This is a genomic window from Roseobacter cerasinus (assembly GCF_009811755.1).
Lineage (GTDB): Bacteria > Pseudomonadota > Alphaproteobacteria > Rhodobacterales > Rhodobacteraceae > Roseobacter > Roseobacter cerasinus.
On the sequence record NZ_BLIV01000003.1, the window covers coordinates 16,470 to 36,017 of the forward strand.

19 protein-coding genes are annotated in these 19,548 nt (G+C 61.2%); 12 read left to right on the forward strand and 7 right to left on the reverse strand.

The annotated features are described in order from the left end of the window. Positions 1–24: 24 nt before the first annotated feature. Both So717_RS07655 and So717_RS22500 read left to right on the forward strand, forming a co-directional pair. On the forward strand, positions 25–1,206 hold the full coding sequence (locus So717_RS07655; protein WP_159975710.1) for a formate dehydrogenase subunit gamma: 1,182 nt from the start codon (positions 25–27) through the stop codon (positions 1,204–1,206). After that, on the forward strand, positions 1,203–1,328 hold the full coding sequence (locus So717_RS22500) for a hypothetical protein (protein WP_275113664.1): 126 nt from the start codon (positions 1,203–1,205) through the stop codon (positions 1,326–1,328). The genes So717_RS07655 and So717_RS22500 overlap by 4 nt, the downstream gene beginning before the upstream one ends. Before the next feature lie 4 nt (positions 1,329–1,332). Here So717_RS22500 and So717_RS07660 read toward each other — a convergent pair whose 3' ends face one another. Continuing rightward, positions 1,333–1,989, reverse strand: a complete 657-nt coding sequence (locus So717_RS07660) for a GntR family transcriptional regulator (protein ID WP_159975712.1) — start codon at positions 1,987–1,989, stop codon at positions 1,333–1,335. Between the two features lie 131 nt (positions 1,990–2,120). Here So717_RS07660 and dctP point away from each other — a divergent pair, with 131 nt between their 5' ends. The 5 genes from dctP to So717_RS07685 are packed head-to-tail and all read left to right on the forward strand — an operon-like array spanning position 2,121 to position 7,813. Further along, on the forward strand, positions 2,121–3,107 hold the full coding sequence (dctP, locus tag So717_RS07665) for a TRAP transporter substrate-binding protein DctP (protein WP_159975714.1): 987 nt from the start codon (positions 2,121–2,123) through the stop codon (positions 3,105–3,107). A gap of 57 nt (positions 3,108–3,164) precedes the next feature. Next, positions 3,165–3,713 (forward strand): TRAP transporter small permease, encoded by a 549-nt coding sequence (locus So717_RS07670; protein WP_159975716.1) that lies wholly within the window; start codon positions 3,165–3,167, stop codon positions 3,711–3,713. Further along, a complete protein-coding gene (locus So717_RS07675) occupies positions 3,713–5,029 on the forward strand; it encodes a TRAP transporter large permease (RefSeq protein WP_159975718.1) in 1,317 nt (438 codons plus the stop codon). Before So717_RS07670 ends, So717_RS07675 begins: the two co-directional genes overlap by 1 nt. Then, a complete protein-coding gene (locus tag So717_RS07680) occupies positions 5,026–6,300 on the forward strand; it encodes a malonyl-CoA decarboxylase (protein ID WP_159975720.1) in 1,275 nt (424 codons plus the stop codon). Before So717_RS07675 ends, So717_RS07680 begins: the two co-directional genes overlap by 4 nt. Continuing rightward, entirely contained in the window at positions 6,281–7,813 is a 1,533-nt protein-coding gene (locus So717_RS07685) for a malonate--CoA ligase (RefSeq protein WP_159975722.1), read from the forward strand. The genes So717_RS07680 and So717_RS07685 overlap by 20 nt, the downstream gene beginning before the upstream one ends. A 113-nt stretch (positions 7,814–7,926) precedes the next feature. Here So717_RS07685 and So717_RS07690 read toward each other — a convergent pair whose 3' ends face one another. The 6 genes from So717_RS07690 to So717_RS07715 all read right to left on the reverse strand — a co-directional run bounded on the left by So717_RS07690 (position 7,927) and on the right by So717_RS07715 (position 13,799). Then, entirely contained in the window at positions 7,927–8,121 is a 195-nt protein-coding gene (locus So717_RS07690; protein ID WP_159975724.1) for a hypothetical protein, read from the reverse strand. A gap of 15 nt (positions 8,122–8,136) precedes the next feature. Next, on the reverse strand, positions 8,137–9,477 hold the full coding sequence (locus So717_RS07695) for an amidase (protein ID WP_159975726.1): 1,341 nt from the start codon (positions 9,475–9,477) through the stop codon (positions 8,137–8,139). After that, entirely contained in the window at positions 9,474–10,841 is a 1,368-nt protein-coding gene (locus So717_RS07700) for a TRAP transporter large permease (protein ID WP_159975728.1), read from the reverse strand. The genes So717_RS07695 and So717_RS07700 overlap by 4 nt, the downstream gene beginning before the upstream one ends. A gap of 30 nt (positions 10,842–10,871) precedes the next feature. Then, positions 10,872–11,462 carry a TRAP transporter small permease subunit gene (locus tag So717_RS07705; RefSeq protein WP_159975730.1) on the reverse strand — a complete coding sequence of 197 codons (591 nt, stop codon included), beginning with the start codon at positions 11,460–11,462 and terminating at the stop codon, positions 10,872–10,874. A gap of 88 nt (positions 11,463–11,550) precedes the next feature. Continuing rightward, entirely contained in the window at positions 11,551–12,645 is a 1,095-nt protein-coding gene (locus tag So717_RS07710; protein WP_159975732.1) for a TRAP transporter substrate-binding protein, read from the reverse strand. Positions 12,646–12,953: 308 nt separating this feature from the next. Next, complete coding sequence (locus So717_RS07715; RefSeq protein WP_159975734.1) at positions 12,954–13,799, reverse strand: IclR family transcriptional regulator; 846 nt, start codon at positions 13,797–13,799, stop codon at positions 12,954–12,956. A 199-nt stretch (positions 13,800–13,998) separates the two neighbouring features. On the opposite strand from So717_RS07715, the gene bhcA reads away from it, so the two are divergent. The 5 genes from bhcA to So717_RS07740 all read left to right on the forward strand — a co-directional run bounded on the left by bhcA (position 13,999) and on the right by So717_RS07740 (position 19,548). Beyond that, complete coding sequence (gene bhcA / locus So717_RS07720) at positions 13,999–15,189, forward strand: L-aspartate--glyoxylate aminotransferase BhcA (protein WP_159975736.1); 1,191 nt, start codon at positions 13,999–14,001, stop codon at positions 15,187–15,189. Between the two features lie 13 nt (positions 15,190–15,202). Continuing rightward, positions 15,203–16,174 (forward strand): beta-hydroxyaspartate dehydratase BhcB, encoded by a 972-nt coding sequence (gene bhcB, locus So717_RS07725; RefSeq protein ID WP_159975738.1) that lies wholly within the window; start codon positions 15,203–15,205, stop codon positions 16,172–16,174. 11 nt (positions 16,175–16,185) lie between these two features. Then, on the forward strand, positions 16,186–17,349 hold the full coding sequence (bhcC, locus tag So717_RS07730) for a 3-hydroxy-D-aspartate aldolase BhcC (protein ID WP_159975740.1): 1,164 nt from the start codon (positions 16,186–16,188) through the stop codon (positions 17,347–17,349). A 45-nt stretch (positions 17,350–17,394) separates the two neighbouring features. Next, complete coding sequence (bhcD, locus tag So717_RS07735; protein ID WP_159975742.1) at positions 17,395–18,372, forward strand: iminosuccinate reductase BhcD; 978 nt, start codon at positions 17,395–17,397, stop codon at positions 18,370–18,372. 174 nt (positions 18,373–18,546) lie between these two features. Then, positions 18,547–19,548 (forward strand): ABC transporter substrate-binding protein, encoded by a 1,002-nt coding sequence (locus So717_RS07740; RefSeq protein ID WP_159975744.1) that lies wholly within the window; start codon positions 18,547–18,549, stop codon positions 19,546–19,548.

Consider the following 19,548-nt stretch of genomic DNA (forward strand, 5'->3'; position numbering starts at 1 on the left):
GTCTTGACTGAATGGGAGAAACCCATGCTTCGAGTTCTGTGTTTGCTGGTTGTCACCCTGATCTTGTCGGCTCCTCTTCACGCGCAGGAGGCCACGCCGGTCGATCGCAGTGCCACAGGGGGTGCGCAAACGCTTGAGGATATTCTCAAGCGACAGGAAGGTCTCAAGATCGACGACAGCTTTCGCAGTGGCCTGACGGGCAATCCCGAGGCTGCTGCGGCGACAACCGAGCAGTTGGGGACACTGGGCGGGGCGTCTGATCCGGACCTCTGGCGCGCCTACCGCTACAACACCGCCGCCATCACGACGCAGGCGCGGGGCCCGGCAGCGGATGTGCTGATCCAGGACGGCGGCATGCGTTGGTTGCTGTTCCGCGAGGGGCCGCTCTTGACCTACGGCAGCTGGCTGTTGGGCGGCATGATTGGTTTGCTGGTGCTGTTCTACCTGATCCGAGGTCGTATCCGCATTGATGGAGAGAAGACGGGCCGGACCATACAGCGTTTCAAAGCGGCGGAGCGGTTTGCCCATTGGCTGCTGGCGGGGTCCTTCATTCTGCTGGGGATCACGGGGCTGATCACGCTGGCGGGTCGCAAACTGCTGATCCCGGCCTTTGGGCACGAGGCATTTGCGACCATCGCCGTGGCTTCAAAATGGGTGCACAACAACGTCTCCTGGGCCTTTATGCTGGCGCTCGTGTTGGTCTTTGTCTTCTGGGTCGTGCACAATCTGCCCGACAGGACGGACATCAACTGGATCCTGAAAGGCGGCGGCATCTTCGGCGGGGGACACCCGCCTGCCAAGAAATTCAACGCTGGGCAAAAGCTGATCTTCTGGTCCGTTATTGTGCTGGGCGCGTCGATTTCCGCCTCGGGCCTGTCGCTGCTCTTCCCCTTTGAGCTGCCGATGTTCGCCCCCACCTTCGAGAAGCTGAACGCGCTGGGGCTGCCGCAAGCCGTGGGGCTGGGGGAGTTGAATACCGCGCTCGCCCCGCATGAAGAGATGCAATATGCGCAGCTTTGGCACGCGATTGTCAGCTTTTTGCTGATGGCGATCATCATAGCACATATCTATATCGGCTCGGTCGGCATGGAGGGCGCTTACGCGGCTATGGGGGATGGCGAGGTTGAGCTGCAGTGGGCGCGGGAGCACCACAGCATCTGGACTGCTGAGGTCGAAGAGCAACAATCCAAGGCGGGCACGTCATGAAAGAGATCATGCTGGCCTTTGCCGCTATGGCCGTGATCGCTGTTGGAGCTAACTTCGCGTTGAAAGAAGCTGGGTTCTCTGCGGCAGAGCAGGGCAGTGGCGAGGCCGTCCGCCTCGACTGACCGGCTATTGCGCCGCCGTGCGTAGCTCCGTGATCAGATGGCGGAACTTCTCGCCCTGAATGCCCACGTGATCGCGCAGCGCTGAGGCGGCGCGCTGGTCGTCACCGGCTTTCAGGGCATCAACGATCTCTTCGTGCTCGGCCATGGACTGGGCCAGTCGCCCGCGCAGCCGCAATTGCAACCGCCGGAAAGGTTTTAGTCGCCGGTGCAGACGCAGCGCTTGCCCCGCCAGATAGCTATTGCCCGACTGCGCATAGATCGTGTGGTGAAACCGCTCGTTTTCACGGTAGTAGGCATCGGTGTCATGGGCGGTCACGGCCTCGCGGCAAAGCGCGTTGGCCTCTTCCAACTCGCGCAGCGCTTCATCACTGATCCGCCGCGCGGCGAGCCTGCCGCAGACCGCCTCGATCTCGGCCATGGTTTCAAACATCTCCATCAGCTCGACTGGCCCGGGCTGGCGCACAAAGACACCGCGCCGGGGGATCTGCTCGGCGATGCCTGAGGCCACAAGCCGCTGCAACGCCTCGCGAATGGGCGTGCGAGACACACCGAACTGCTTCGCCAGCCGGATCTCATCCAGCCGGTCGCCATCATTGAACTGGCCGGTGAAGACCAGCTCCTCCAGCGCATCCGCGATCCGATCTGCGTGACGTATCTCCATAGCGCCACCGTAACCGCAAAGCGGCGTGTGCGACAATCACATTATTGTATACAAAAAAGTTGACTTTGAATGCGTGACGCTCAATTCTGAGGCATCGGCCGGGAGAAAATTTGGCCATCTGGGAGGAAAACATGAAACCAACATTGCTGTCCGCAGCGCTTGCCGCTGCTTTGTCCATGGGCGCTGCCGCAAGTCACGCGACCGAGCTGCGCCTGTCGCATCAGTGGTCCAACAAGGACGTGCGCCATCAGGTGGCGCAGATCATTGCCGACGAGGTTGCCGCCGCTGATGTCGATCTGGAGATCAAGATTTTCGGCTCGAAATCGCTGTTCAAACCGCGTGAGCAGTATAAGCCGCTGAGCCGCGGGCAACTTGACATGACCGTGCTGCCGCTGAGCTATGCGGGCGGTCAGCAACCGGCTTACAACCTCACCCTAATGCCGGGGCTGGTGAAAAACCACGACCATGCTGCGCGCCTCAGCGAAAGCCCGTTCATGCAAGCGTTGGAGGCCAAGATGGCCGATGATGACGTCATGGTGCTTGTGCACGGCTATCTGGCGGGTGGTTTCGTCGGCAAGGACAAATGCATCACCAAGCCCGAGGATGTGGTGGGCCAGCAGACCCGCGCCGCAGGCAAGGCGTTTGAGCAAATGCTGGCCGGGGCAGGGGCCTCGATTGCGTCGATGGCGTCGTCCGAGATCTACAACGCGATGCAGACGGGCGTGCTGACGGCAGCGAATACCTCTTCGTCTTCCTTTGTCTCTTACCGGATTTATGAGCAGGTCAGCTGCTATACCCCGGCCTCCGACGTAGCGCTGTGGTTCATGTACCAGCCGGTGCTGATGAACAAATCCACCTTCGAAGGCCTGAACGAAGCGCAGCAAACGGCGTTACTGGAGGCCTCCGAGAAGGCCGAGGCATTCTACCTCGAAGAGGCTAAGAAGCAGGATGCGGCCTCAGTGAAGGTATTCCAAGACGCAGGCGTGGAGATCGCGCAGATGACAGCGGAAGACTTCGCCGCTTGGCAGGCGGTTGCGCAAGAGACCTCGTTCAAGGCCTTTGTCGAAGAGGTCCCGGACGGACAGAAGCTGCTCGACATGGCGCTGTCGGTCGACTGATCCTCGCCGGGCGGTGCTGGCGCGCCGCCCGACCCACTTCCTTAATGAGACATCCACATGGCTGGCCAGACCCCTGCCGCACCTGATGAGGTCGGCAATCATCCGTTCCTGCGCCTTGTTGCAGCCCTTTCAACCGTCGCCGGGTGGTGTTCGGCGGGCATGATCGTGCTCGCCGTGGCGATTACCTGCCAGATGATCTTTGTGCGCTTTGTGCTGAACGGCTCGACTGTCTGGCAAACCGAGATGGTGATCTATCTGGTCATCGGCGCGACGCTCGTGGGCCTGCCTTACGTGCAGCGGCTGCGTGGGCATGTGAATGTGGATCTGATCCCGCTGGCATTGCCGATGGCCGCACGGCGGGGGCTGGCCATTCTCACCCTGTCGCTGTCCATTGCGATCATCGGCGTGATGCTCTGGTACGGCTATGAGTACTGGCATTTCGCCTGGGAGCGCGGATGGAAATCCGACACGGTCTGGGGGGTCCGGCTGTGGATCCCGTATCTGGCGCTGCCGGTGGGTTTTGGGTTGCTGCTTCTGCAACTGATCGCCGATCTCGTCGGCGTGCTCACCCGCACGGAAACACCTTTCGGGCTGGGAGACGACTGATGGATCCGCTGGTTCTTGGCGCGCTGGTTGCTGTTTCGACGGTCATTGTTCTGTTCTCCGGCGTCTCTGTCGCCGTCGGTCTGCTGATTGTCTCCGCCGGGTTCCTGATGATATTCGACGGCATGCGCAGCCTGGAGCTGATGCCGGAAATCCTCTTCGGCAAGCTCGACAATTTCGCGCTGCTCTCGATCCCGATGTTCATCATCATGGGCGCCTCGATTGCGTCGACGCGGGCGGGCGCCGACCTCTATGAGGCGCTGGAACGCTGGCTCACCCGGGTGCCCGGCGGCCTCGTGATCTCCAACCTCGGGGCCTGCGCGCTCTTTGCCGCCATGTCCGGCTCCAGTCCTGCGACCTGTGCCGCCATTGGCAAGATGGGCATCCCCGAGATGCGCAAGCGCGGCTACCCCGATGGTGTGGCCGCAGGCTCCATAGCCGCCGGCGGCACGCTGGGCATCCTGATCCCGCCGTCCGTGACAATGATCGTCTATGGCATCGCGACCGAGACCTCGATTGGCCGCTTGTTTCTCGCGGGCGTGATCCCAGGGCTGATGCTCGTTGGCCTCTTCATGGCCTGGTCGCTTTACTCCACCTGGAAGACCGGCAGCGCTAGGCTGCTGACTGCGGGCAGCTACACATGGCGGCAACGGCTGGAAATCCTGCCGCGCGTCTTGCCCTTCATCGGTATCATCATCGGCGTGCTCTATGCGATGTACGGTGGCATCGCCACACCGTCCGAGACCGCTGCCGTGGGCGCGCTGCTCTGCCTGATCATCGCCATGTTGATCTACAAGCTGTGGAGCCCCAAGGCGCTCTGGCATGTGCTGCGCGACAGCACCAAGGAAAGCGTGATGATCCTCTTCATCATCGCTGCTGCCGGTGTCTTTTCCTACATGCTCTCCAGTCTGTTCATCACGCAATCCATCGCGGAATGGATTGGCACGCTGGACGTGAACCGCTGGGTGCTGATGGGCACGGTGAATGTCTTCCTGTTGATCGCGGGGTTCTTTCTGCCGCCCGTCGCGGTGATCCTGATGGCGGCGCCCATCCTGCTGCCGATCATCACCACCGCCGGGTTTGACCCGATCTGGTTTGCCGTGGTGCTGACGATCAATATGGAGATTGGCCTGATCTCGCCGCCCGTCGGCTTAAACCTCTATGTGATCAACGGCATCGCGCCCGACATCTCGCTGAAAACCATTCTCAAAGGCTCGCTACCCTTCGTCGCCTGTATGGTGATCGCGATCATCCTGCTCTGCCTCTTTCCGGGCCTTGCCACCTGGCTGCCCGATGCTGTGATGGGCCCGTCGTTTTGAGCTTTTTCGGTGATCTCCTCTCCACTGTTTTCGAGCGGCGTTATCGCAGTGCGTTAGAGCCGGATCTGGAACAGCGCAGCCTGCCGGAGCTTTGCGCCGATCTGCTGGGCCGCTCGGGTGAAGTGTCAGGGGCGGCCACCGCGCGGCACATCCTTGATCGCTACACGCGCATGAATGAAGGCGAGCGGCTGGAGTTCTTTGCCCTGCTCGCAGAGGACATGGGCCTGGTGCCCGACGCCGTGCGGGAGGCTCTGGCAGCCTTCGAGGCGGACCCGTCGAGCCAGACTTACCGCGCCTTCGCCGCCGCGGCGGAGCCGAAACGGCAGGAGCTTGCGCGGCGTCTCAACCAGGTGCCGGGCGCGACCGCGCAACTGGTCCAGATGCGCCGCGACCTGCTGGAAACCTTGCCCGCGCACCCGGAGCTCGGCCCAGTGGATCAGGACTTGCAGCATCTGCTGTCCTCCTGGTTCAACCGGGGCTTTCTGGTGCTGCTGCCGATCAACTGGGAAAGCCCGGCGGAGGTGCTAGAGAAGATCATCGCCTATGAGGCAGTGCACACCATCGACAGTTGGGACGACTTGCGCCGCCGGGTTCAGCCGACCGACCGGCGCTGCTTCGCCTATTTCCACCCGGCGATGCCGCATGAACCGTTGATTTTCGTCGAAGTGGCCCTGACGCGCGGCATCCCCGGCTCGGTGCAGGATCTGCTGTCGGACAGCCGCGAGGCGCTGGCGGCAGAGGATGCGGATACAGCCGTGTTCTATTCCATTTCGAACTGTCAAGCAGGGCTCGCGGGCATCTCCTTCGGCAACTCGCTGATCAAGCAGGTGGTGGCCGATCTCTCCCGCGATTTGCCGGGTTTGGAGATCTTCGTGACGCTTTCACCCATTCCCGGCCTGATGCGCTGGGTGCAGGAGGCGGGGCTGACCATGGGCGATGATCCCGAACACCAACGCCAATGCGCGGCCCATTATCTTCTGCAGGCCAAGCGCACCAATAGCAGCCCGCGTGATCCGGTGGCGCGGTTCCACCTCGGCAATGGTGCGCTGGTGCACGATCTGCACGCGGGTGCGGATGTCTCCCCCAACGGGTTGGCACAATCCGGCGGGGTTATGGTGAACTATCTTTACGACCGCGCCCAGATCGCGCAAAACCACGAAGGCTATGCCGGTGGCTACCAGATCGCGGCCTCTCCGGATGTGCGCAGCCTTGCGGAGATGATCACGACCGGACAAGACCAAGGACAGCGCGATGGCGAACCCTCTCTTTGATCAGCTTTTTGGCCGCCACGCCGGGCAGACTACGCCGTTTCTGCATCTGCCGGACGGCAGCACGCTCACTCATGCTGACTACCTCGCCATGGCCGCGCGATATGCCAATGCCTTTTCGCAGCTGGGCCTGACGCCCGGCGACCGGCTGGCGCTCCAGGTTGAGAAATCCCCGCAGGCCCTTGCGGTTTATGCGGCGGCGGTGCAGGCGGGGGTGGTCTTTTTGCCGCTCAACACCGGCTACACGGCGGCGGAACTGGCGTATTTCATTGAAAACAGTGGTGCGCGGCTGGTTGTGTGCGATCCTGACGCCGCAGAGCGCCTGCGCCCGATCGCATCAGCGTCGGGTGCGCAGTTGCAAACCTTGGACGCACATGGCGGTGGGACTCTGTCTGACCTTGCCGCTACGCAACCCGACAGTTTCGAGACTGTGGCGCGTAGCGCGGATGATCTGGCGGCTTTCCTCTACACCTCCGGCACCACGGGGCGTTCGAAGGGCGCGATGCTGACCCAGACCAACCTACTGTCGAACGCCGAAACACTGGTCGACTACTGGCGCTTTACCGAGCGGGACGTGCTGCTGCACGCGCTGCCGATCTTCCACACCCATGGGCTGTTTGTTGCCACAAATACGATTCTGCTCTCGGGCGGGTCTATGATCTTTCTGCCGAAGTTTGACCTTGATGCTGTGATTGCACAGCTGCCGCATGCGACCACGATGATGGGGGTGCCGACGTTCTATACCCGCCTGCTGGGCGATGCGCACTTCACCAAAGAGCTTGTACGTCACATGCGGCTTTTCGTGTCGGGCAGCGCGCCTTTACTGGCGGACACGCATGTGCAGTTCGAAGAGCGCACGGACCACCGTATTCTCGAACGCTACGGCATGACCGAGACGAATATGAATACCTCCAACCCCTATGATGGCGTGCGCCGAGCAGGCACGGTGGGCTTGCCGCTACCGGGGGTTGAGCTGAAGGTGACTGATCCGGCAACGGGCAAGGCGCTGGCCGATGGCGAGATCGGCCAGATCGAAGTACGCGGCCCAAATGTGTTCAAAGGCTACTGGCAGATGCCGGAAAAGACCCGGGAGGAGCTGCGCGCCGACGGGTTCTTCATCACCGGCGATCTAGGGCTGATCGACGATCAGGGCTATGTGCAGATTGTCGGGCGCAACAAGGATCTGATCATTTCGGGCGGCTACAACATCTACCCCAAGGAGATCGAGAGCGTGCTGGATGAGCAGCCCGGTGTGCTGGAAAGTGCTGTTGTCGGCGTGCCGCACCCGGATTTTGGTGAGACGGTGGTGGGGTTTCTGGTTGCGGAGAACGGGCAGGCGCCTGATCTGTCGGCGATTGAGGTGGCAGTGGGCGCGGAGCTTGCGCGGTTCAAACATCCGCGCAAACTGATCATGTTGCCCGAGCTGCCGCGCAACACCATGGGCAAGGTGCAAAAGAACGTGCTGCGTCTGGAGTATGGTGGGCTTTTCGCCGAAACCTCGGAGGGACAAACCTGACGTTAGAGGGCGGCGCGCGAGCCTAGGGTGGGCGAGAAGCGCCCTCCCTGGCTGATGGTCGGGCGCTGCCCGGCTTTAGACGGGGCAGGGAGCTGCGATGCGAACGGCTTGCGTCACTTCTTCCGCACGCACTCATCCCAATAATCATAGATCGCCATGCCACAGACCAGAATGGCGATCACCATGAAGGGGAAGCCGCCCCAGAAGCCCGCGAACCCGGTGGAGATACTGTGTGACAGCCCCCCTACAAAGGTGACCAGCAGGGCGGTGCCAATCAGCCCCATGACCAGTTTGACCAGATATGACATAACCTGTCCTTTCCGTCAGGCGGCCGCGGCCGCGATGTGTCGTTGAACCCAGGCTGCGGTGCGCAGCAGCCGGTCGTCTTTATGCGCGGGGCCGATCAATTGCACCCCGATGGGCAGGGCGGTTTCGCCCACCAGCAGGGGAAGGGTGACCGCAGGCAGCCCCGCCAGTGTCCAAAGTGTGCAGAAGATCGGATCGCCCGTGCTATCGCCAAAACGTGGCGCTTCCCCGGCAGCGGCAGGTGCGAGGATGGCGTCGTATTCCGTGAAGAAGTCGTCAAAGAAGCTCTGGGCCGAGGCTTTCACCGCCACCGCGTCTTCGTATTCCGTCTGGCTGATGTTCCGCGCCCGGGTGAGGATCGGTTTCAGCGTCTCGCTGATCTGATCCCAATGCGCGTCAAACACATGGCCCTGGTGCTGCACGATTTCGTATTCGTGGATGCGCGCCTGGACCGTCACCAGATCCGACAGCTGCTCTGCCGGGTCCATCCGGGACACGCGCGGGCCAAGCACCTCCATCACGCCGTCAAAGCCTTCTCGTGCCGCTTCGCTGAGCCGGTCGTTGAAGGGCAGGTCGAACCAGACCAGATCGGGCTCAACCGGCGGCGTGGCGCGGGTGCCTGCGGCCATATTGGGGCGGGGGTGGGCAAAGCTCTCGCAGTCGCGCTGATCATAGCCTGCTATGGCATCGGCGAGCAGTGCGGCGTCTTCCAGTGTGCGGGCGAAGGTACCGAGCTGGTCGAGCGATTTGGACGTTTGCAGCACGCCTGTACGCGGGATTGTTCCGCGCGTGGGCTTGAGCCCGAAGGTGCCGCAGAAGGAGGCGGGGCGGATCACCGACCCGTTGGTCTGGGTGCCCACGGCCAGCGGCACATGGCCTGCCGCCACTGCCGCCGCCGACCCGCTGGACGACCCACCGGGTGAATGCTCCGGGTTCATCGGGTTGCGTGTCTCACTCGGGTGCATGAAGGCCAGTTCGGTCGTGACCGTCTTGCCCATAATGACCGCGCCCGCCTCGCGCAGCATCTCCACGACCCGCGCGTCTTCTTCGGGTTGGCGCCCCGCAAAGATCGGCGTGCCGCGCTGGGTTGGCATATCGCGTGTGTCGATGATGTCTTTGAGACCTACTGGGATGCCATGCAGCGGCCCTGTTGCCAGCCCCGCTTGCCGATGGGTGTCGCAGGCCACGGCCTGCGCCATCGCCGCCTCGGTGTCCAGATGCGCCCAGGCTTTGATGGTGCCATCTGTCTCTGCAATCCGGTCCAGGCAGGATTGCACTAGCTGCGCGGAAGACAGCCGCCCCGCGGCCATATGCGCGGCGGCCTCCGTGGCGGTCAGCTCATAGGGTTTGATCTTCATGGAATATAGGGCCCAAAGAGATAGTCAGGGAACCAGAGTGCTATGCCGGGGAATTGATACATCAAGACCATGGTCAGGATTACGATGCCCAGATATGGCATGATGCCCCGGAAGATCTCCATCAGTTCGATCTGCTTCTTGAGCACCCCTTTTAAGTAGTAAGCCGACATGGCCATGGGCGGGGTGAGGAAGGAGGTCTGCAGGTTCAACGCCACCAGCATGGCGAAGAAATAGGGGTTCACGCCGAAGACCTCCAGCAGCGGCAGGAAGATCGGCACGAAGATGATCAGGATTTCCGACCATTCCAGCGGCCAGCCCAAGAGGAAGATGATGATCTGTGCCAGCACCAGGAACTGCCAGGGTTCCAGGCTCATGCCGCTGACCCAATCGGCGATGATGTCATGCCCGCCGAGGTAGGAGAAGACACTGGCAAATGTCCACGAGCCCACGAAGAGCCAGCAGACCATCGCAGTGGCCTTCGCGGTGAGGAAGACGCTTTCCTTGAGCTTGGTCCAGGTCATGGAGCGGTAAAGGACGGCCAATATCATGCCGCCAAGCGCGCCCATAGCGGCGGCTTCGGCAGGGGTGGCCAACCCGCCGAGGATAGAGCCGAGCACCAGTGCGATCAGCACCGTGAGCGGCACGAAGCTGACCAGCAGGTTCCAGTAGATCTCACGCTGCGGGGGCACGTCATCCATCTGCGGACGGGGGGCAAGATGTGGCTGAAAGTAGACCCGCACGATCACATAGACGATGTAGAGCCCGGCGAGCAGCAGCCCCGGAAAGACCGCCGCTGCGTAAAGCCTGAGCGGAGAGAGATCTGCAATTGCCGAATAGACGATCAGCATGATCGACGGGGGGATCAGGATGCCCAGCGTGCCGCCTGCGCAGATCACGCCGGAGGCAAAGCTCTTGTTGTAGTTCGCGTTGGCCATGGCCGGGAATGCGAGCAGACCCATCAGGGTGACCACGGCGCCAACGATGCCGGAGGCGGTGGAGAAGACCGCGCAGGTGAGCAGGGCGGCGATTGCGAGCGATCCGGGCAGATTGCGCGCGGCCTGGTAGAGCGAAAAGAACAGCTTGTCGACAATGTTCGCGCGTTCGACCACATAGCCCATGAAGAGGAAGAGGGGGATGGCGACCAGCGTCGGATTTTCCATCACCGAATAGGTGTTCTGGTTCAGCAGATAGAATATGTTGTTGTTGAAGATATCGCTGAAACTCTCCACCGGGCCGCCCTGGTGATAGGCGTAGTAGCCAAAGGCCACACCCATGGCCAAGAGCGTGAAGGCGATCGGAAAGCCCAGCAAAACCAGCACGATAAACAGGCCGAGCATCAAAAGGGCGACTTCGGGATTGGTCATCTTGTCAACTTTCGTGAAGCGTCAGCGCGGCTATTGCTTGCCGGGGTGAATGGCGCGGATCTCGGCCAGATCGGCCTCTGAGAGCAGATCTTCGGTTTCCTTGACGTCGGCCAGACGCTCGGGCCACTGACCGGTGCGAAAGGCCATGCCGCAGCGCACCAGTTCGGCCAGCCCCTGGATCATCAGCAGCACACCCGCGACCGGGATCAGCGACTTGAAGAAATAGACCTGAATGCTCGCCGGGCTGTTGAAGCTGACCTCTTTCCAGCGCCAGCTGTCGGAAGCGATTTCATAGCCGTACCAGGCCAGTGCCGTGACGCCTGGGAAGAAGAAGAGGAAATAGAGCAGGAAATCGAGCCCCGCCTGCACCCGGATGGGTAGCAGGCGATAGATCACATCGGCGCGCACATGGGTATCCTGCGCCAGCGCGTAGGCACCGCACATCAGAAACAGCGCGCCATACATCTGGATCATCATGTCGAAGGCCCAGACGGTGGGCGCGTTCAATACGTAGCGTACGAAGACTTCATAGGACACTGAGAGCGTCAGGATCAGGATGCACCAGCCAAAGGCGCGCCCGACCCAAAGGCTCAGCCCCTCGATGGCGTGAACGAATTTCATCTGGTCTCTTCCCTGTGACGAGGCGGGCGGTATGTCCACCGCTCAAAGACCGGGCGCCACTTGGGCGCCCGATGCAGGTGCACTCAACTCACCCGAAGTAGTGGTTGTAGGCCAGCTTGTAGTCAGGCTGGTTCAGGTTGAGGTAGTTCATCACGTTCTTCGCGTAGGCCTTTTGGGACTCCATGACCTTGGCGAAGAAGGGGTCATCCTCGGCGATGCGGTTCGCCACGGTGTCCCAGGCTTCGAGCTGGGCGGCCATCACCGAATCCGGCGTGCGGTAGACGGTCACGCCATCAGACTCCTGCAGTTTGATCAGGTCGTCGGAATAGCGCTTGGTATTGCCCCAGTAGAAGCCGGAATTCTCCGCCATCGATGCATTGCGAATGATCGCCTTGTGCTCATCCGCCAGCGCGTTGAACTTGTCCTTGTTGAAGGTCACCTCAAAGCATTCCTGGCTCTGGTGATAGGATGCCAGGTGGTAGTGCTTGGAGACGTCCTGCATGCCAAAGTCGCGGTCGGATGTGGGATTGTTGAACTCGGCTGCGTCAATCAGGCCCGACTTCATGGCTGGTTGGATTTCACCACCCGGAAGCTGCACCACCGACATGCCCATTTCCAGAAGCACATCTGCGGCCAGACCGACTGTGCGGTACTTCAGGCCGTTCATTTGGCTCGCATCGGTGATTTCTTCCTGGAACCAACCCAACGGCTGCGCGGGCATCGGCGAGTTGAAGAAAGAGACGACGTTCAGGCGCAGGTTCTCCATCAACTCATCAAAGAGCTCTTGTCCGCCACCTGCGTGGATCCATCCCAGCATTTCTTGGCTGGACCAGCCAAAGCAGGGGCCTGTCCCAAAGAGCGAGGCGGCCTTGGATTTGCCATACCAATAGGCGGAAACATAGTGCGCCGCATCCAGAACGCCGCGGTGCACCGCGTCCTGCATCTGGCTGGTTTTCACAACCGCGTCGACCGAGAGCACCTCGATCGTCAGCGAGCCGCCGGACATCTCATTCACCCGTGCGGCGAAGGATTGCGCGTTTTCAAGAAAGATACCGCCACCCCAGGCGGCCTGCATTTTCAATGTCGTACCGTGCCCATCTGCGATGGCAGGCGTTGCAAGGGCTGCGGCACCAGCCACAGCTGATCCGCGCAGGAATTTTCTGCGGTTCAAAGTATCTGTCATAGTTCCTCCCTGGGTCCGGCCCTTCATGTCCGGGTTGGTGGTGAGCGTTGCGCTCGGTCAAGGTTTGGATCGCAAGGCGATCCTGGCGGTGCCTCTTGTTTGGCTCCGACACCCGTGCCTCCACACACGGGTCGTCGGCGCGGTTATCCCGCTACGCGCTGTTATGAAGTTAGTCTGCTCAGCCCATCTGGCAAGGATTTAGTCAGGGAAAACAACTTATTAGTTCAACCAGAAAGTGAATTTTCCGTGATCCGTGCTGCGTCTGTCTTGTCCTCCTTCGTGTCTCGCCTCGCGGCGTCATGACTGTCTTAGGCTGTGATCTGGTCCGGGTCTCGGTGATCCGGGAACCGTCCTCCTATCAACAGTGTAATCTCTCGGGCCGCATCTGCAACAGGGGCCGCAAGTTCTGGCAGACGCGGGCCATCAAACCGGGTGCTCGGCCCGGAAATGGACACGCCTGCATAGGGGTCGCCATATTCATCATAGATGGCTGCCCCAATGCAGGACATGCCGCCATACCGTTCCTCCCGGTCAAAGGACCAGCCGCGCCTGCGGGTCTCGGACAGATCAGCAAACAGGGCGCCGGGCGTCACATGGGTCTGATCGGTGAATCTGGTCAGGCCGGTGGCCTGCAGCAACCCGCGCACGCGGGCGTCGGGCAGGGCGGACAGAATGGCTTTGCCAGTGCCGGAAGCATGCATCGACGTGCGCGTCCCGCGCGCAAAGAAGGCGCGGATGGGATTGGTGGTTTCCACCTGAGCCACAAAGACAACCTCCGTGCCATCCGCCACGGCGAGGTTCGCCGTCTCGCCCGTGGTCTCCATCAAACGCCGCATGATGGGCCGGCTCACCTCGCCAAGGCCGGTGTTGTTCATGAAGCAGACCCCGACCCTGTAGGCTTCAAGGCCGATGGCCCAATCCTGCCTCTCTTCGTTGAATGTCACGAACCCATGTTTCTGCAGCGTCGTGAGAATGCGGTGTGTCGTGGCCGTCGGCACACCGACCGACAGCGACAGATCGGTCAGGGTGCTCCGCTCCACCTCAGCGACGGCCTTGAGCAGACCAAGCGCCCGGTCGAGCGATTGCAAAGTCCCCGCTGAGCTGTCGCGAAACTGCGACTTCGGGCGTCCGCGTTGCCTGCCTTTGGTGCTCATGTGTCATATCCGCTGAGTGATCTTCTGAAGTTTACGTCTGAATGAAAATCTTTTTCAAGTAGATTTGGATTGGGAAAATGAAAACATAAATATGATTAAAAACAATATGCTAAACTCGGTTTTACAAAATGAAAAACTTTTTCGAAAAAATTGCATCTGCGGACCTGGCTGTTATCCTCAGGCCAAGAGGAGGCACAGCATGTCAGATCAAAATCCGGTTTTCATTCCAGGCCCGACCAATATTCCAGATCGCTTGATGCGTGCGATGCAGGTGCAGACCCGCGACCATCGCGCGCCGGATTTCGTGAAGACCTTTGCACCCGTTCTGCGGGACCTGAAAGCGATTTTCGGCACGACCGACGGCACCGTCATCACATTCCCCGCCAGCGGGACGGGGGGCTGGGAGGCGGCGGTCTGCAACACGCTGAGCGCAGGCGACACTGTTCTGGTGGCCCGCTATGGCATGTTCAGCCACCGTTGGATTGAGCTGTGCGAGCGGCACGGGCTTGATGTGCAGGTGATCGACTGCGCCTGGGGCGCGGGCGCGCCGGTCGATGATTTCCGCGCCGCGCTCGCCGCCGACAGCGGGCATGAGATCAAGGCGGTGCTGGTGACGCACAATGAGACCGCGACGGGCGTGACCTCGGACATCGCAGGTGTGCGAGCGGCTATGGACGCGGCTGACCATCCGGCAATGCTGTTTGTCGATTGCGTCAGTTCACTTGCGTCCATTCCCTTCCACATGGACAATTGGGGCGTCGATATTGCGGTCTCGGGCTCACAAAAAGGCTTCATGCTGGCGACCGGCATGGCTATTCTCGGCGTCAGCCCCAAGGCGCTCGCAGCGATGGACCAGGCAACCCTGCCGCGCAGTTTCTTTGATTTCCGCGATATGACGGCGGCCAATGCGTCGGGTGGGTTTCCCTACACGCCGCCTTTGCAGCTGATCTATGGCCTTCGCGAAAGCCTGGACATGCTCTTTGAGGAAGGATTGGATAACGTCTATGCCCGCCACGCCCGGCTAGCAGAGGGCGTGCGCCGTGCGGTGCAGGCCTGGGGGCTGCAACTGGTGGCGCAAAGTCCGGGGTTGTATTCCGACACGGTGAGCGCGGTCTATGTGCCGCAGGGTTTTGACAGCAATGTGCTGACCGATCATGCGTTCAACGCCTATGGTGTGTCCTTCGGGATTGGTCTGGGGCAGATGAACTGCAGGGTGTTCCGCATCGGCCATCTGGGCAGCCTCACGGACGTCATGCTGCTGTCTGGTCTGGCCACGCTTGAGATGGCGATGGCCGATCTCAACTATCCGGTGACCCTCGGCAGCGGTGTGGCCGCTGCGCAGGACTACTATCGCATGACAGCCGGTGCGGCCGTGCGCTCAGCGGCTTGAGGAGGCGCGGGGGGTGTTGGACAGAGTGACCGGACCAGACCTGACGTTGGACCATGTGAAAGCCGCACAGGCGCGGATTGCGCCGCATATTCACAGAACACCCGTTCTGACCTCCGCCTATTTCAATGCGCTGACAGGGGCGGAGCTGTTCTTCAAATGCGAGAACTTCCAGAAGGCCGGTGCGTTCAAGGTCCGTGGTGCGTCGAATGCGGTGTTTGGCCTCAGCGATGAGATGGCCGCGCGCGGCGTGGCCACGCATTCCTCGGGCAACCATGCCCTGTCGCTCAGCTATGCCGCCGGGCGGCGCGGCATTCCCTGCCATGTGGTGATGCCCCGGACCGCGCCGGAGGCCAAAAAGGCCGCAGTGCGCGGATACGGCGGGATCATCACCGAATGTGAGCCGTCGACCACCAGTCGCGAGGCCGTTTTTGCTGAGGTGCAGGCCGACACTAGCGCGGACTTCGTGCATCCCTATAACGATCCGCGCGTGATCGCCGGGCAGGCCACCTGCTCCATGGAATTGCTGGAGCAGGTGGACGGGCTGGACGCGATGATCGCGCCGATTGGCGGTGGGGGCATGATCTCGGGCACCTGCCTGACCCTGTCGCATCTGGCGCCGGAGGTTGAAATTTATGCCGCTGAGCCGGACCAAGCCGATGATGCCGCGCGCTCCTTCCGGGCGGGGCATATCATTGCCGAGGACGCGCCGGTCACCATCGCCGATGGCCTCAAGGTGCCGCTGAAGGAGAACACCTGGCACTTTGTCTCCCGCTTCGTGACGGATGTGCTGACGGCCAGCGAGCAGGAGATCATCGACGCGATGAAGCTCACCTGGGAGCGGATGAAAATCGTGATGGAGCCAAGCTGCGCCGTGCCGATGGCCACGATCCTGCGCAACCCGGAGGTGTTTCGCGGCAAACGCGTGGGCGTCATCATCACCGGCGGCAATGTGGATTTGGACAAACTTCCCTGGATGAAAAGCTGAGGAGAGCGGATATGAACACGCATGTGAAATTCGACGACTATGAGGTTGGCTACGATATTCCCGCCGCGATTGGCATGGACGAGGCGCAGATCCAGACCCCCTGTCTGGTGCTCGACCTCGACGCGCTGGAGCGCAACATCAAGAAGATGGGCGACTGGGCCAAAGCCCACGGCATGCGGCACCGCGTGCACGGCAAGATGCACAAATCGGTCGATGTGGCGCTGTTGCAGGAACGATTGGGGGGCGCTTGCGGTGTCTGTTGCCAGAAGGTGTCAGAGGCCGAAGTCTTTGCCCGTGGCGGCATCAAGGACGTGCTGGTCTCCAACCAGGTGCGACAGCCTGAGAAGATCGACCGGCTGGCCAGGCTGCCCAAACAGGGCGCGCGTGCGATCTGCTGCGTGGATGACATCGAGAATGTGGCGGACCTGTCGGAGGCTGCCGTACGCCATGGTACGGAAATCGAATGTCTGGTCGAGATTGACTGTGGTGCCGGTCGCTGCGGGGTGACGACGACGCCTGACGTGGTTGCGATTGCGAAGGCCATTGATGCGGCTGAGGGTCTGAAGTTCGCCGGTCTGCAGGCCTATCAGGGCGCGATGCAGCACATGGACAGCTATGCCGACCGCAAAGCCAAGATCGATTTGGCCGTAGCCATGGTCAAAGACGCGGTTGATGCGCTGAAAGCGCAGGGGTTGGACTGTGACATCGTCGGTGGCGGCGGCACCGGCTCTTACTACTTCGAGGGCAACTCGGGCGTTTACAATGAGCTGCAATGTGGCTCTTACGCGTTCATGGACGCCGACTATGGCCGCATCCTCGATGAGAGCGGCCAACGCATCGATCAGGGAGAGTGGGAGAACGCGCTCTTCATCCTGACCTCGGTCATGAGCCACGCCAAGGCGGACAAGGCGATAGTGGACGCCGGGCTCAAGGCGCAATCGGTCGACAGCGGGCTGCCGGTCATCTTTGGGCGCACGGATGTGGAATACGTCAAATGCTCGGACGAGCACGGCGTCGTGGCCGACCCGGACGGTGTGTTGAAGGTGAACGACAAGCTCAAGCTGGTGCCCGGTCACTGCGACCCCACCTGCAACGTGCATGATTGGTACGTGGGGGTGCGGAACGGCAAGGTGGAAACGCTGTGGCCGGTCTCGGCCCGTGGCAAAGCCTTTTGAGGTGCCGTTGTGAGCATTCAGGCAACAGAAAGACTGGAAAATTCGATGAGTGATGGCGTGTTGATCGTCGGCGAAGACCTCTGCGCAGAGGTGGTGAGCCGCAAGGCGGCCTTCGACGCGGTCGAGGCTGTCTTTGGCGCCATGGCCTCGGACGACGCCTACAACTTCCCGGTCATCCGCGAGGCCATCGGCTATGCCGACGCGCTTTATGGGTTCAAATCGGGCTTTGACCGGGCGGGCAAGGCGCTGGGGTTAAAGTCAGGCGGCTACTGGCCAGGCAATGCGGAGAAGGGGCTGACGAACCACCAGTCGACGATTTTCCTGTTTGATCCTGACACGGGCCTCTTGCGCGCGCTTGTGGGCGGCAACTACCTGACAGCGATCCGTACGGCAGCGTCTTCTTCGGTGTCCATCGCGCATCTGGCGCGTGAGGAGTCGAAAGTGCTGGGTATGGTCGGAGCCGGGCATCAGTCGACTTTTCAACTGCGCGCTGCGGCAGAGCGGCGAGCGTTTGAAAAAGTCGTGGCCTGGAACCCGCATCCCGAGATGCTGCCGAGGCTTGCCGCAGAAGCGGAGGCGCTGGGTCTGGCCTTTGAAGCGGTCAGCCCCGAAGAACTCGGCGCCGAAGCGGATGTGATCATCACCATCACCTCAGCCTTTGAGCCGCTGCTGATGAAAGACTGGATCAAACCCGGCACCCACATCGCCTGCATGGGCACCGACACCAAGGGCAAGCAGGAGGTTGACCCGGCGCTCCTCGCAGGCGCGACTGTCTTTACCGATGAAATCGCCCAATCGATCACCATCGGAGAGGCGCAGCACGCCGTGCAAGCCGGGCTGCTGGCGGAGGCGGAGATCACGCCCATCGGCGCGGTCATCAATGGCGATCACCCGGGCCGTCGCTCCGATGCTGAGATCACTGTCTTCGACGGGACAGGGGTTGGCCTGCAAGATCTTGCGGTCGCCTCCGTTGCAGCCGCACAGGCGGAACAGACCGGGACGGCGGTGCGGGTCACGCTCTAGAGGGCCCATCGCGCGCCCGGCGTCGAAAACCGGGATCGCGTAATTTTTGAACAGATGTGTGGAATTTGCCGGATTTTTAGTCGAACATGATGCGCAAGGGTGAATTCATGTGCGCGCGGCTTCCACTGGGTCAGCGCGCTCCGGACACTCTCAAAAAACAACTCGGAGGTCACCATGTTCCTTTCACGTATATCCGCATTGGCGTGCGGCGCGGCGTTCAGCGCGACGGCAAGTTTCGCCGATGGCCATCTGACGCCCGTCGTCTTTGGAACCAACTGGCTGGCGCAGGCGGAACACGGCGGCTTCTACCAGTCGGTCGCGGATGGCACCTATGCAGCCTGTGGGCTAGACGTCGAGATCATCTCCGGCGGGCCGCAGGTGAACAACCGCGCGCTGATGCTGGCGGGCCGCATCGACTTTCACATGGGCGGCGACATGCTGCAGGCCTTCAACGCGGTGAAAGAGGGCATCCCGGTTGTCTCCGTCGCCGCGATCTTCCAGAAACACCCGCAGGTGATCCTCGCCCACCCGGGTGAGGCGGAAAGCTGGGAGGATCTGAAAGACCTCACCCTGCTGATCGGCGACAACGGCTTCACATCTTACTATCAGTGGATGATTGCCGAGCATGGTTTTACCGTCGAGCAGCGCGAGCCCTACACGTTCAACCCCGCGCCTTTCATCGCCGATACTCAGAAAGGCATGCAGGGGTATCTGAGCTCGGAGCCTTATGCGGTTGAGAAGGAATCCGGGATCAAGCCGAATGTCTTCTTGATCGCGGATGCGGGCTATTCCTCTTACGCCACCACCATTGAGACCATGGCCGACACCATCGCCAATGAGCCGGAGAAGGTGGAGTGTTTTGTCGATGCCTCGCTGACCGGCTGGTACAATTACCTCTACGGCGATAGTGCTGCGGCGGATGAGCTGATCAAGGCGGCCAATCCGGACATGACGCAGGACAAGATCGACTTTGCCAAGCAGATGATGATCGACGAGGGCATCGTTGACAGCGGTGAGGCGCTGGAAACCGGCATCGGGTCGATGAGTGACGCGGTGATTGGCGACTTCTATGAAAAGATGGTCGCCTCCGGTGTGCTGGACGAGGGGTTGGATTGGCAATCCGCCTATACGCTCGACTTCACCAACAAGTCAGTTGGCAAAGACATCAAACCCTGA